This is a genomic window from Streptomyces sp. NPDC039465, from assembly GCF_055639315.1.
Genome location: NZ_JBVKAP010000007.1, coordinates 248,992 through 262,656, shown reverse-complemented (window position 1 = coordinate 262,656; position 13,665 = coordinate 248,992). Strand labels below are relative to the sequence as shown.

9 protein-coding genes, 1 tRNA gene and 2 pseudogenes are annotated in these 13,665 nt (G+C 70.2%); 7 read left to right on the top strand and 5 right to left on the bottom strand.

The window, feature by feature from the left end; all coding sequences use genetic code 11:
- The first annotated feature begins 111 nt into the window (after positions 1 to 111).
- Positions 112 to 1,959, top strand: coding sequence for an MFS transporter (locus tag ACZ7LT_RS23975; RefSeq protein ID WP_471238131.1), 1,848 nt, complete (start codon positions 112 to 114; stop codon positions 1,957 to 1,959).
- An 83-nt stretch (positions 1,960 to 2,042) separates the two neighbouring features.
- Here the strand turns inward: ACZ7LT_RS23975 and ACZ7LT_RS23970 are convergent, their stop codons facing one another.
- The 3 genes from ACZ7LT_RS23970 to ACZ7LT_RS23960 all read right to left on the bottom strand — a co-directional run bounded on the left by ACZ7LT_RS23970 (position 2,043) and on the right by ACZ7LT_RS23960 (position 6,306).
- Positions 2,043 to 2,246, bottom strand: a complete 204-nt coding sequence (locus ACZ7LT_RS23970; protein WP_019887138.1) for a cold-shock protein — start codon at positions 2,244 to 2,246, stop codon at positions 2,043 to 2,045.
- A 331-nt stretch (positions 2,247 to 2,577) separates the two neighbouring features.
- Positions 2,578 to 3,528: a hypothetical protein gene (locus ACZ7LT_RS23965; RefSeq protein ID WP_471238130.1), complete on the bottom strand. Its 951-nt coding sequence runs from the start codon at positions 3,526 to 3,528 to the stop codon at positions 2,578 to 2,580.
- A 486-nt stretch (positions 3,529 to 4,014) separates the two neighbouring features.
- Positions 4,015 to 6,306, bottom strand: coding sequence for an FhaA domain-containing protein (locus ACZ7LT_RS23960; protein WP_471238129.1), 2,292 nt, complete (start codon positions 6,304 to 6,306; stop codon positions 4,015 to 4,017).
- Positions 6,307 to 6,526: 220 nt separating this feature from the next.
- On the opposite strand from ACZ7LT_RS23960, the pseudogene ACZ7LT_RS23955 reads away from it, so the two are divergent.
- Positions 6,527 to 6,626: pseudogene (locus tag ACZ7LT_RS23955) on the top strand (transposase); the annotation flags it as partial.
- 58 nt (positions 6,627 to 6,684) lie between these two features.
- A pseudogene (locus ACZ7LT_RS23950) lies at positions 6,685 to 6,987 on the top strand (tyrosine-type recombinase/integrase); the annotation flags it as partial.
- 58 nt (positions 6,988 to 7,045) lie between these two features.
- On the opposite strand, the gene ACZ7LT_RS23945 reads toward ACZ7LT_RS23950, so the two are convergent.
- Positions 7,046 to 7,118, bottom strand: a tRNA-Arg gene (locus ACZ7LT_RS23945).
- A gap of 143 nt (positions 7,119 to 7,261) precedes the next feature.
- Between ACZ7LT_RS23945 and ACZ7LT_RS23940 the strand changes: the two genes are divergently transcribed.
- Entirely contained in the window at positions 7,262 to 8,047 is a 786-nt protein-coding gene (locus ACZ7LT_RS23940; RefSeq protein ID WP_471238128.1) for a nuclear transport factor 2 family protein, read from the top strand.
- Positions 8,048 to 8,141: 94 nt separating this feature from the next.
- Positions 8,142 to 9,800, top strand: a complete 1,659-nt coding sequence (locus ACZ7LT_RS23935; RefSeq protein ID WP_471238127.1) for a class I adenylate-forming enzyme family protein — start codon at positions 8,142 to 8,144, stop codon at positions 9,798 to 9,800.
- On the opposite strand, the gene ACZ7LT_RS23930 is transcribed toward ACZ7LT_RS23935, so the two are convergent.
- Positions 9,787 to 11,055: a M6 family metalloprotease domain-containing protein gene (locus tag ACZ7LT_RS23930; RefSeq protein ID WP_471238126.1), complete on the bottom strand. Its 1,269-nt coding sequence runs from the start codon at positions 11,053 to 11,055 to the stop codon at positions 9,787 to 9,789. The genes ACZ7LT_RS23935 and ACZ7LT_RS23930 overlap by 14 nt on opposite strands.
- 261 nt (positions 11,056 to 11,316) lie before the next feature.
- Here ACZ7LT_RS23930 and ACZ7LT_RS23925 point away from each other — a divergent pair, with 261 nt between their 5' ends.
- Both ACZ7LT_RS23925 and ACZ7LT_RS23920 read left to right on the top strand, forming a co-directional pair.
- Positions 11,317 to 11,973, top strand: coding sequence for a TetR/AcrR family transcriptional regulator (locus tag ACZ7LT_RS23925; RefSeq protein WP_471238125.1), 657 nt, complete (start codon positions 11,317 to 11,319; stop codon positions 11,971 to 11,973).
- A gap of 96 nt (positions 11,974 to 12,069) precedes the next feature.
- Positions 12,070 to 13,599 (top strand): MFS transporter, encoded by a 1,530-nt coding sequence (locus ACZ7LT_RS23920; protein ID WP_471238124.1) that lies wholly within the window; start codon positions 12,070 to 12,072, stop codon positions 13,597 to 13,599.
- Positions 13,600 to 13,665: the final 66 nt, after the last annotated feature.

Genomic DNA, 13,665 nt, shown 5'->3' with positions numbered 1-13,665 from the left:
GCGTTTCTTGATTCCGGCGTTTCTTGAATCCGGGGTTTCTTGGTTCCGGGCCGGCGACGGGGGTGCGAGGGGTGCAGCGCAGGGGTCGGGGACTACACGGAGAGAGCCGCAGTGACGACTGTTGACCCGACACGCGCCGAGCCGGGAGCGGGCCCGGACCGGGCGCCGGCCGCGCCGCGAATACAGCTCCCGGCCCCCAGGAACCCGGTGCCGCGGAGCCCGGGCCCTCGTCCGGCGGCCCGCCCGAAGCCGTTCCACCGGCGCAGGCGCTTCCCGGTCGCCGTCGCGACCGCGGTCGCCGCGCTGACGCACGTCCTCTGGTTCTACGTCTTCGCCAACAGTGGCGGCGACCTCGCCGCCCAGGACGCCTGGGCGGAGTTCGTCGGCCGGCACCCCGACTCCGCGTACAACCTCGCCTGGTACGGCGGCATGCACCCGGTCTCGTACAGCGTGGTGTCGCCGTACGTGATGTCCGTCCTCGGCGTCCGGACGACGATGATGGTCGCCGGCACGGTCTCGGCCGGGCTCGTCGCGCTGATCCTCGTCCGGGTGCGGGCCGTCCGCAATCCGCTGGCCTGCGCGCTCGCCGGGGTCTTCGCGCTGCTGTGCAACGCGCTGTCCGGCCGGGTCACCTTCGGCCTCGGCATGATGTTCGCGCTGGGCGCGGTCGCCGCCGTCTTCTGCTGGCCCTACCGGTGGCGGCACAAGCGCTGGGCGAAGGCCGCCGTCGCGGCGCCGCTGGCCGGTCTGGCCACGGCCGCGAGCCCGGTCGCCGGGCTGTTCCTCGGGGTCGTCGCCGCCGCGCTGTTCCTGCACAAGCGGCGCCCGGGGGCGTACGCGCTCGGGCTGGCCCCGGTCGTGGTGGTGGCGCTCTCCGCGTGGCTCTTCCCCTTCTCCGGGACGCAGCCGATGTCGCTGATGTCGACGAGCCTGCCGTTCCTCTTCGGGGCCCTGGTCGCCGTGCTCGTGCCGAAGCAGTGGCGTACGGTCCGCACCGCCGCGGCCGTCTACACGCTGGGCACCCTGCTGACGTGGGTGGTCGACTCGCAGATCGGGTCGAATGTGTCGCGGATGGCGATGCTGTTCGCGGGCGTGGTGCTGCTCGCCGCCCTGCCGTACGCCGTGCCGCGCTCACGCAGGTGGTACGCGCTGGTGCTGGCCTTCGCCGGGCTCAATTTCTGGATCGGCTTCAAGAGCGTCGACGACGTCGTACGGACCGCGCCGGACGCGTCCTGGGCGCGCGAGGCGGCGCCGCTGATCAACCAGCTTCAGGTGCGCGGCGCCGAGAAGGCACGGGTGGAGGTGGTCCCGGCGCGCAGCCACCGCGAGGCGTCGGCGCTGGCCCCGTACATCAATCTCGCCCGCGGCTGGAACCGGCAGGCGGACATGGAGCGCAACCCGGTCTTCTACGACGACACGCTCAGTGCCGCGGCCTACCAGGAGTGGCTGGCCCGCTGGGCCGTCCACTACGTCGTGCTGCCGACGGGCGCCCCGGACTCGGGCGCCGAGCAGGAGGCGAAACTCGTCGCGGAGGGCCTGCCGTATCTGCGCCAGATCTGGTCGGACGCCAACTGGCGGCTGTTCGAGGTCGCCAACCCGACCCCGCTCGCGGCCCCGCCTGCCAAGGTGGACCGGGCCGGTGCGAACGAGGTCACGATCCGGCTGGACGCGCCGGGCCGGGTCCTGATCCGTGTCCCGTACTCCCCCTGGCTCGCCCTCGTCGACGAGAACGGCAAGAAGCTGGAACCTCCGCAGGAGACGGAGGAGTCGAAGGCCCGCACGGACGACGAGCTGCCGAAGTCCTTCGCCAACGAGCACGGGTGCCTGCTGAAGGCGGAGGAAGACGCGGAAGGCGACGAATGGACCGAGCTCCTGGCCCCGAAACCGGGCGTCTACCGGCTCGCGGCCCCGTACAAGATCTTCCCGCGCGGCACGACCTGCCCGGAGGAGCTCCGCTGACCGGCTGACGCGCACGCAAAAAACCGGGGCCGCACCCAAAAGGGTGCGGCCCCGGCCACGTTTTTACGCGCGCTGTGTCAGCGTCAGGCGGCGACGATGTTCTCCGCCGTCGGGCCCTTCTGGCCCTGCGCGATGTCGAAGGTCACCTTCTGGCCTTCGAGCAGCTCGCGGAAGCCCTGGGCGGCGATGTTCGAGTAGTGGGCGAAGACGTCGGGGCCGCCGCCGTCCTGCTCGATGAAGCCGAAGCCCTTTTCAGCGTTGAACCACTTCACGGTGCCAGATGCCATGTCAAATCTCCTTTGGGGCAGAGCCCGGAGCCCACACTTTGCGGACTCCGCGTCGCCGTGATGATTGCCCCGACCGGAGAAACATCCGGAAATACGTTTTTGGGAACCACAACTGCAACTGGTATCGACAGTAGCACGGGGGGTGCGCCCCTGCCGGGTGAGGAATCTGACGTGAGTCGTTGCATGAGATTTCCTCACCGCGTGGCACACCAATTTTCTTACCTCGCGGCCGAAGAATTCTTAAGTCTCCGTTGAAGGTTTTCGAAAAAGTTCATCCCCGGCTCCGAGGCCGACGTGGGTGGGGTCGTCGCGGCGGACGGTGTATGCGCTGCTACCCCTGGCGCTTGACGAACGTCATGGGAACCGAGTTGCCGGGTGCCTGGATCAGGACGCGTGCCGGTATGAGGACCATCTTCTGCTTCCGGTTGCCGTCGCCGTCGGTGAAGTCGAGCTTGTAGACGTTGTACCCCAGGTACCAGCCGCCGTTGGCGCGCCCTTCGACCCACCCCGACACGCCGTCCGGGACGTCATAGGTGTTGGTCTGCTCGGTCATGGTCGTCCACTTGTTGGTGGTGGTGGTCGACTCGCTGTAGGTGAAGTTGAGCTCCGTGCCGGCCTTGCCGCCGCCCGGCCCACCAGGGGTCGTCAGTTCCGAGGTGACCTTTCCGCCGACGGACCAGCCGCTGGTCTGGCTGGTGTCCTGACCGACCGTGGCCTGGGTCTTGTAGGAGAACTGCGCCTTGCCCATCACTGCCGACCCAGTCAGCAAGTTCGGGTACGCCTTGTCGAGCACGCCGACGAAGCCGCACGGCATGGGCTCGCCACCGGGCTTGTGGCTGGGCTGGCCGCACATCGACTTGGCGTCCCAGTTGCTCAGCCAGGGCTCCCTGTCGTCGCTGCTGCTCCTGCGGATGTCGGGACCCTCGGTGGCAATCTCCGACGGGAGGTTGAATCGGCTGCCCAGCTTGCCCGGGACGTCAGAGAGGGCCTGGTCGTGCGGGTAGACCTTCTCGACGTCGTCGAGCTTGACCTCCCGCGAGTCCTGACCGCTGACCGGGTAGCCCTTGATGGCCTCCTTCTGGTTCAGGGGCGCGCTCCTGCTGATGAAGTCGAAGACTTCCTGTTCGGTCTTGAGGTACGTGTTGCCGTCCTCGGCGATGGCGGGCGTCGCCGTGCCGGCCAGCAGCGGCGCTGCCATGAGGGTGGACGCCGCAAGGAGCGTGGCACGCCTCCCCGTTCGGCGCGGCGCCTTGTGGTCAGGGATGGTGACGGGTGTGGTCATGTCCGTCTTCGCTTTCTTTCAGCAGGAGTTGTGGGGGGTCCGCCGCCCGCCATCCAGGCGCACAGGAGCGCAGCTGCGGCACGTTGGGGTAGCCAACGCAGGGAGGCGGAATCGCACCCGGCTTCGTCCCCCGGATGTGTGCCGGCGCTCTGGACGCCTCAGCAGCGGGTGCGGTCGTGGGTGAAAGCTATGAAGCTACTGTTGCGTTCGTCCGGGATTTTCGTAACAGAATTCACTCAGTCACCACTTGGCAGGTCGTAGCAGTGGCCCTGTCCTGTCAGGGAAGCCCCATGGTGGCGGTGTGGACGAACGCCGTCGGGAGAAAAATCGGGGTCTGGCGACCCGCCCGCTCACGCACCGCGCACGCACCGCTCACGCGAACGGCCCCGGACGAGACGTCCGAGGCCGAGCAGGAGCCCTCCCTGGGGGAGAAACCCCAGATCAGAGCGGTAACGCGTTGTGCCCCCGCCGCGCTCCGGTACCGGATCAGCCCCACGCGGGGGCAGCGAACATGCTGGCCGCGTTGTACCCCGAATGGGGGTAGGAGGCGCCCCAGCTCACGGCCTCGGGTTGGGTGCGGGGGAAGTCCGCAGCCACCAGCGTCGCCAGGTCGAAGTAGGCCTGGCGGGTCCGCGGCTTCATCTGTTCCAGATCGACCTCCGAGCCCGTGGCAAGGTGCTCATCGTAGGGAACCATCACGACGCCTCGGCAGCGGGCGCGGAAGTGGTCCACGACGTCGTTCACCCTCACGTTCTTGCTCTTCATGCGCGCCTCGGAGATCACGGTGATGCTCCGCTGGACGAGGTCCTCGTAATGATGCGCGTTGAGCCAGTCCAGGGTCGTGCTGGCGCTCGTGGCGCCGTCCACGCTGGGCGTGGCGACGACGATCAGCTGGTCCGCGAAATCCAGGATGCCCCGCATCGCGCTGTGCAGCAGACCGGTCCCCGAGTCGGTGAGAATGATCGGATAGTGCTGTCCGAGGCAGCCGACCACTTCTCGGTAGTCTTCGTCGTTGAACGCCGTGGAGAGCGCAGGGTCCGCCTCGTTGGCGAGGATCTCCAGTCCGCTCGGGGACTGGGAGGTGAAGCGCCGTACGGCCATGTAGTTGTCGATGTTCGGGATCTCGGCCACGAGGTCACGAATGGTGGCGCTGGTCTCGCAGCGCACGCGTCGGCTGAGTGTTCCCGCGTCCGGATTGGCGTCGATCGCGACGACCCGGTCCTGGCGCTCGGTGGCGAGGGTCGCGCCCAGGGCGGTCGTGGTGGTGGTCTTGCCGACTCCGCCCTTGAGGCTGATGACGGCGATCTTGTGGCACTGCACCACCGGAGTGCGGAGGATGGCCAACTTCTGCTCGCGCTCCCTTTCCGCCTTCCTTTCGCCGATGCGCAACCGGCTGAGGCTGCGACGGTCGCTGGGCTGGTTGCGCAGCAGACGGTCAGAGGAGAGCTCCACCGCAGCACTGCGACCCAGGAGCCCGGTACGACCTCCTCGGTCCGGACCAGCCCAGAGCGCCGGACTTTGGTGAGCCGGTGGGCCGTAGTGCTGCGGCATTCCGGGAGCGCCGTGCGGCACGTGCGCCCGGTTGGCATAGGTCCCCGGCAGGGGCTGCTCTGCACCGAGGCGGTGCGTGGCGGGCACCGAGTCGTGGTGCTCCGCTGCACTGTGCGGCAGGGGGGTCTCACCTGCGGCGTCCTGTGGCTCGTCGGCGGCGCCCGAGGCGGGAGGCGCGAGGCCGGGGCCGTCGGATGCCTCTCGTCTTCTGTCAGGCGCGGGACGGTCGACGGAGGTCTTGCGCTTTTTGGTCACGGTGCGTCCTTTCGAGTGAGTGAGAGTTCCGTCGGGCACCGGGTCGGCGGCGTGACGACGGCGGTGCTCCCCGGCCGGCGGTTGGGTCTGTGGGCCGGACCGGTCACGGGGGGCTTCTGCGCGGAGCAGACCGCCGCGGGGTACTGGACGGACCGGCGGCCTCCGGACGGCCCGGTTTCTGATCTGAGGTTCGGGCGAGCCGGCGTCATGGCGGCCGGTATCCCACCCAAGGTGAGGCGTAAGGCTTTCTGCAGGACGGAGCGCGGTAGGTACACCGTGCGCAGAAGGGAGGCCACGTACTCCGTGACCGGTTCGAGGCAGAACAGCCACTCCCGCGCGGTCCGTCGTGGGTTCCAAGAGGCGCAGCGGCCTTGGCGGAGTGCTGAGAGGCCTCGGCGGGTCGTCGCGGACGAGCGTGCCGTCTGGGGCGACCGTCAGACCAAGGGATATGAACTGCTCCACCGTCAGAACCTGTTTGTCCCCACGCAGGATGTGTGGGGACGGCTGCCAGGATGGGAGCCCTTCACTGCCGGGCCTGGCCGACGGCGCATACGTGGTGTGGCGGCGCTGATTGGCCTGCAGGGCTTGCTGGACCCCGGGCGGGACCTCGAGTCGGCTGCGCACGCGGAACCGTCCGGCCTTCAGGTTCTCGGTTCGCAGCAACTGCACTTTCAGCGGACCCACGAACGAATAGCGCTGTTGATCGGCGTACTCGCGCAGCTTCTGGACCAGCTCTTCGCCGAGCATGACCAGGCACGCGCTCTGCAGTTCGTGATCGACCGGACTCAGTTCGACTATGAAGCCGTTGGGCGCGATGGTGCAGTCCCGGTCCCAGATCCGGGCATTGATGTCGCACTCGCGTCTAAGAGCGCCGATGAATTCCATGGGCTGGACCGCAGACTTGAATACCTTGGCGAAGGGTCCGTTCACCAAGGCCTCGAAGCCTTGTTCGATCTTGTTGAGCGCCCCCATTGCTGCCTCCGGGTGCCGAGCTGCCGTGCTCGGTCAGATGAATGAGGTGTTGCTGATAGTAGTCATATAGCCACATTGTGTGACCTCACGCGGCGTGTCGCCGTAATTCACTGGATCGGGGGGCCGTGTCGGTCCTGGCCGGGATACTGGATGACTGCCGCGGCTTCGGCCGCGGAGCCTCCGGAGACGTCCACGACCTGGCCGCTCCTGCGGGAGGTGCAGCGGCCGGCCGGAGAAGCACCCCGGGCGAGATCGTCGACGCGATCCGCTATGTCGTGGACACCGGCTGCAAATGGCGGGCCTTACCTGCGGATTGGCCTGAGCCACCGCGTCACGACGCTCCCAGGCCGTCACGCAGCCGCCTGTTCACGTCAGATCAGACGGAACCGTCCCCTCGCCGAGGAAGAGCACTTCGACGCGCTCCCGGTCGGAGCACGCCCCGCCCGGGACAGGGGCGAGTCGCTCTACGCGGCCTTCGTTCTGGCTATCGCGATGGGGCTCCGCCGGGGAGAGCTGGTTGGGCTGAGGTGGTCGGATCTCGACCTGGAACACCGGGTGTTGCACGTCCGGCAGCAGACGCAGCGCCGTCGCGGGAAGCTCTACCAGGACGATCCCAAGAGCCGACGTCGGCGGGTCGTCCCGTTGCCCGCGCTGTGCATCGCCCCGATCCGGTGGCACCGGCGTCAGGTGGTGCAGTCAAACGGCCCGGAGCATGATCGCTCCGGGCCGTTTTCCCTTGTGCCCCCGGCAGGATTCGAACCTGCGACACCCGCTTTAGGAGAGCGGTGCTCTATCCCCTGAGCTACGAAGGCGGCGCGACTAGCGTAGCGGATGGCACCCCTGGGCCGACCGGGTGTCGTGGGGGTGCGCGGGTCCGCGTCGGGGCGGGGGTGGGGGAACCATCCGGTGGGTGGCCAGGTGGGCGGCCCGGTGGTCGTGGCGGAGGAGTCGTCGTATGAGCAGCAGCCCGGGTCCCGGGGCCGGTCGCAGCGCCAAGGAGATTGTGCTCACAGCCGCAGGTGAGCTGTTCGGGGCGCTGGACGCGCGGGCCGTCGACCGGTGGTTCTCGGAGGGGTTCGTCCAGCACGATCCGACCGTCGCGGACGGGCGCGAGGGGCTCAGGGCGATGCTCGGGATGCTGGGGAACGACTTCCGGTACGACGTGCACCGGGTGCTGGAGGACGGCGATCATGTCGCCCTCCACGTCACGTACGAAGGATTCGGGCCCGGGCCCATGGTCGCGTTCGACGTGTTCCGGGTCGAGGACGGGCTGATCGCCGAGCACTGGGACGCCCTGCAGCCGCTCACCAGCGACACCGTCAGTGGGCGGAGCGAGACCGACGGGCCCACCGAGGTCGTCGATCTCGACCGGACCGAGGCCAACCGCGCGCTGGTGACCGGCTTCGTGCAGGGCGTGCTCATGGGAGGGGGCCGGGACGTCACCGAGTTCATCGACGCGGACCGGTACCTCCAGCATGATCCCCACTTCGGCGACGGGCTTGAGGGGCTGCGGGCCGGGCTCGTCACCTTCGCCGGGCGCGGGCAGCGGATCGCGTACCGCGCGCTGCGCAAGACCGTCGCGCAGGGCAACTTCGTCCTGACCCTCGCCGACGGGGCGGTCGGGCCCGCCCCGAGCGTCTTCTACGACCTCTTCCGGGTGGAGGACGGCAGGATCGTCGAGCACTGGGACGTCATCCAGCCGATCCCGGAGACGCCCGCCCACGACCACGGCATGTTCTGACCGCCAGCCTGCGGTGCGGGCGCTCGATGGTCCGTACACCGATCTTGACGGGGGCAGGGTGGGCGCATAGCGTCGCCGCGGAAAGGTGGGGGCCGTGGAGATCGTTCGGAAGCTGACCGCGCCCGGCGCGCCCTTCGCCGTCACGGACGGCGTCTACGCCGAGGGGCCGCGCACGCTGCGCGAGTTCGTGGAGGCGACCTGGGCGTACGGCGAGCGGCCCTTCCTCGTCACGCGGGACGGGACCACGAGCTACGGCGAGTTCTTCGCCCGGGCCTGCGCGCTCGCCCGCCGCTTCACCGAGGTCCACGGTCTGCGCCCGGGCGACCGGGCCGTCGTCGCGATGCGCAACCACCCCGAGTGGCAGATCGCCTTCTGGGCGGCCCAGCTGGCGGGGCTGGTGGCGGTGCCGCTGAACGCCTGGTGGACCGAGGACGAGTTCACGTACGCCCTCGACGACTGCCGGCCCGGGATCCTCCTCGTCGACGGGGAGCGGGTGGCGCGCGTACGGCGTTGGGCAGCGCGGGCCCGGGTCCCCGGCATCGTCTTCCACGGGGAGGCCGAGCCCGGGTTCGAGGCGTACGACCAGCTGGGGCCCGCCGATCCCGCGCTCGGGCCGCCCGATGTGGACGTACGGCCCGAGGACGACGCCACGATCATCTACACCTCCGGCACGACCGGCCGGCCCAAGGGCGCCGTCGCCACCCACCTCGCGCAGGCCGGGGCCGCGATGAACCCGCGCTTCCAGGCCGCCGTGTCCGCTCTGCGGCGCGGGAAGGTGCCGGGCCTCGGCCCGGACCCCGTCTCCCTGACGACCTTCCCCTTCTTCCACGTCGCGGCCTTCACCTCCTTCTACGCCGTGATGGCGGCCGGCGGCAGCCTCGTCCTGATGCGTAAGTGGGACGCGGAAGAGGCTGTCGACCTGATCAGGGAGCACGGCGTCACGCACTACGCCGGAGTGCCCACCACCGCCCTCCAGCTGCTCGACACCGTCGAGGCGCGCGGGGAGCGGCTGGAGACGCTCAGCCATCTCAACACCGGCGGCGCCGCCGCCCCCGCCCGGCTCGTCGCCCAGGTCACCCGGCTCTTCGGCGACCGGGTCGAACCCCGCAACGGCTACGGCCTGACCGAGACCTGCGGCGGTGTGACGGCCAACTTCGGGCAGGAGTACCGCGATCATCCCGGCAGCGCCGGGCGCCCCACGCCCGTCACCGAGCTCCGGATAGACGCGCCCGGCGGCGGCGCCGACGGCGAGGTCGGGGAGCTGCTGCTGCGCGGTCAGTCGCTGGTGCGGGGCTACTGGCGCGACGAGGAGGCGACCCGGCGGGCCTTCACCGACGACAGCTGGTTCCGCACCGGTGACCTCGCCACCCTTGTCGACGGGCGGGTCAGCATCGTCGACCGGATCAAGGACATGGTGATCCGCGGCGGCGAGAACGTGTACTGCGTCGAGGTCGAGGCCGTCCTGCACGAGCATCCCGACGTCGTCGACGCGGCCGTGCTGGGCGTTCCGCACCCCGTGCTCGGTGAGGAGGTCGCCGCCGTCGTACGGCTGCGGCCGGGCGCCCGGGCCGGAGCGCCGGAGCTGCGGGCGCACGTGGGGGAGCGGCTCGCCGCGTTCAAGGTGCCCGCCCAGGTCCGCGTGCAGGAGGAGCCGCTGCCCCGGAACGCCACCGGGAAGATCCTCAAGCGGGAGCTGCGCGACAGCATGGTCGATGCCGGGCCGGCAGGGTCCGGGGCGGTCAGCTCCGGGTGACGCGCACCTGGTAGCCGTCTGAGTCGTCCTCGCCCAGGACCGCGATACGGATGCCGTTCTCCCGGTCCGTGAAGGTCTCGCCCGGCTGGTAGGGCGCGTCCGACAGCTCCGCGTGGACGTTGGGGCGGCGGGTGCAGCCGCCGCTGTCGCGGTCGCTGTCCGAGACGGTGATCGGCCCATGGCCGGTGTCCACGTCGGACTCCACGCGGTAGATCAGGACCCCGGGCTCGCACACGGCCTCGTCGTTGCCGTCCCGGGTGCGGACCTCGACCGCGTAACCGGCCCGGTCCGACAGCGGGACGACCGCCAGTTTGGGGCCGCCCTTCACCGCGAGCGGGGTGAGGGTGTACTCGCTGGCGCCGGTCTCCGACGCGCAGCCCACCTGTTCGTCGTCGATCCAGCCGAGCTTCCACTTGTGCCAGCCGAGCAGGTCGTTGTTGGCCCCCCAGTCCTCGGACATGATGTCCCAGTGCCCGACGGTCCCGCCGCCGTCCATGGTGTAGAGGTCGGGCAGCCCGAAGACATGGCCGTTCTCGTGCGGCAGGACGCGGTATCCGGTCTCGGCGTACGACCCCGAGCCGTCGTCCTGGCGGCTGTAGACGAACGAGGTGTTGGCGAGCGGCACCCCGTCCGCGTAGGGGGCGTCGTCGTTGCCGGAGAAGGTCACGGACAGCACGGTGTCCAGCGCCGAGGGGCCGGCATTGGGTGTGACCAGCACGTTGACCAGGTCGTAGGCGCTGAAGTCCACCTTCGGGTCGGCGGCCGTGACGAGGTCCTGCGCGAGCCTGCGGTAGCCCGGTTCGTACGGCGAGCCGCGCTCTATCCCGTACGCGGTGAACGGCATCGGCATCCGCAGCCACTCCGGCAGGGGCGCCTCGGGGACGTAGGTGAGCCGTCCGTACGAGCTGGTCCGGAACCACTCGGCGGTCTGCGGGAAGAACTCGTCGAACCGTCCCATCGCCGTGCCCTGGCCGGGGGCGTCGGGGAAGTCGACCATCAGGTTCAGGGCCCGGACGCGGCCGGTGGAGCGGGTGTAGCCGGGGGGTGTGGGGAGCCCCTCCGACATCTGGACGCCGAGCGCGGCGGCGATCCGGCAGGGGCCGAGCGGGCTGTGGCCCGCAGGGGACGAGGTCGGCCCGGCCGAGGCCTTGGTGGGCCCCGGGGTGCTGCTCGCGGTGGCCAGCGCGGCGATCGCCAGGGCTGTGGCCGCGCCGAGCGCGAGGGGTCTGCGTATCCGGCGGCGAGGTGGCTGCATGCGGTCGCCTTCGGTCCGCGGCAGCCGGCCGGGTCCGGACTGCGCTCACTGAGATCACCCTCTGCCGGGGGGTGCGGGCGCGCGCGCCGGGTGGCCCGATCGTGGGTTTTCCCCGCCGCACCGGAGTGACTCAGGTCACATCCGGTTCGGGAAATAACCGGGGAAGGAGTCCCCGTTTACGCCTGTGTCCCCGGGAAACGGGGAAACACTCCCCGGTTGGGGGATCCCCGAGAGGGGCGGATGGCTTCGGAGGGCGGAATCGTGGGCGAGACGGCGAACGGCGTGTGCGGCGCCCGGCGCGTTTCCCGGCCGCGGGCGGACGCCCTGCGCAACCGCGAGCGGATCGTCGGCGCGGCGCGCGAGATGTTCGTCGAGTTCGGCCCCGACGTGCCCTTCGACGAGATCGCCCGCCGGGCCGGGGTCGGCAACGCCACCCTCTACCGGCACTTCCCCGAGCGCGCTGCCCTCGTCCACGAGGTCGTCCTCTCGGTGATGTCCCGCACCACCGAGCTGGCGCGCGAGGCGGCCGAGGAGGAGGCCGATACCTTCGACGCGGTGCGCCGCTTCGCCCATGCCGCGGCCGACGAGCGGATCGGCGCCCTGTGCCCGATGCTCGCCGGCGTCTTCGACCTGGACCACCCCGAACTCCTCGTCGAACGCACGCGGTTGGAGGAGGCCGTCCAGGGCCTCTTCGACCGTGCGCAGCAGGCGGGCCGACTCCGCACCGACGTCGCCGTGGGGGATCTGCTCGTCGCCCTCTCGCAGCTGACCCGCCCGCTGCCGGGCACCGGCTGCCTCGTCATGGACCGTTTCGTCCACCGGCATCTCCAGCTCTTCCTGGACGGGCTCGAAACGCCGGCCCGGTCCGTACTCCCGGGTGCCGCCGCGACCCTGGAGGACCTGCGGCAGCCCTCGTAGCGGCTCCTCGTCTGTACGTCACGCCCAGCTGACCACCCGCATCTGACTTCCGTACGTCCGTTTTTCCCCACTCCGTACCGCTAGGTGGCTACCCCCATGTCAAAAATCGCCGAGACCCCCGTCGCCGACCCGAGTCGCTGGAAAGCGCTCGTCTTCATCGCCCTCGCCCAGCTGATGGTCGTGCTGGACGCGACGATCGTGAACATCGCGCTGCCCTCCGCCCAGCAGGACCTCGGGATCTCCGACGGCAACCGGCAGTGGGTCATCACCGCCTACGCCCTCGCCTTCGGCGGGCTGCTGCTCTTCGGCGGCCGGATAGCCGACCTCTGGGGCCGTAAGCGCACCTTCGTGGTCGGTCTGATCGGCTTCGCCGCCGCGTCCGCGCTCGGCGGTGCCGCCACCGGCGAGGCGATGATGCTCGGCGCCCGTGCCCTCCAGGGCGCCTTCGGCGCGCTGCTCGCCCCGGCCGCGCTCTCCCTGCTCGCCGTCATGTTCACCGACGCGCGCGAGCGGGCCAAGGCGTTCGGTATCTACGGCGCGATCGCCGGTGGCGGTGGCGCCGTCGGCCTGATCCTCGGTGGCGTGCTCACCGAGTACCTGGACTGGCGCTGGACGTTCTTCGTCAACATCCCCTTCGCCGTGGTCGCCGCCCTCGGCGCGTATTTCGTGATCCGCGAGCCGGCCGGCGGCCGCCACCGCGCCCCGCTCGACATCCCGGGCGTGGTCCTGTCCACCCTCGGTCTGGTGGCGCTGGTCTACGGCTTCACCCGCGCCGAGTCCGACGGCTGGTCGGACTCGATGACGGTCGGCATCTTCGTCGCGTCGGTGGTGCTGCTCGCCGGGTTCGTCGCGACCGAGGCGAAGGTCGCCTCGCCGCTGCTGCCGCTGCGTGTGCTCACCGAGCGCAACCGCGGCGGGGTCTACCTCTCGCTGGGTCTCGCGATCATCGCGATGTTCGGCCTGTTCCTCTTCCTGACCTACTACCTCCAGGTCGTGAAGGGATACTCGCCGGTCAAGACGGGCTTCGCCTTCCTGCCGATGATCGCGGGCATGATCGTGGGCTCCACGCAGATCGGCACGCGGCTGATGACCCGTGTCCCGCCGCGCTGGCTCATGGGCCCCGGATTCCTGAGCGCCGCGGTCGGCATGCTGCTTCTGACGCAGCTGGAGGTCGGCTCCTCCTACACCGGTCTGATCCTGCCGGCGCAGCTGCTGCTCGGCCTGGGCATGGGTACGGCGTTCATGCCGGCGATGTCGCTGTCCACGCACGGCGTGGACCCGCGGGACGCCGGTGTCGCCTCCGCGATGGTGAACACCTCGCAGCAGGTCGGCGGTGCGATCGGTACGGCCCTGCTGAACACGATCGCCGCGTCGGCGACCACCGCGTACCTCACCGACCACGCGGCCGCCGCGACCACCCCCGCGGCCCAGAAGCTGCTCCAGCTCCAGGGCATGGTCGAGGGCTACGCGGCCGCGATCTGGTGGGCGGTCGGCATCCTGGCGGTCTCCGCGGTCATCGCCGTCACCTTCATCAACACCGGGCGCCCCGGCGGCGGTGTGGTGGCGGGCTCGGGTACGGACGCCGAGTCCGAGGGCGCGGTGAAGATCCCCGTCGTCGCGCACTGAGTCGCCGAGGCCCTATGCCGGGTGTCCTGCCTGGTTCCGCGCCTGCCCTGGTTCCGTACCTGCCCT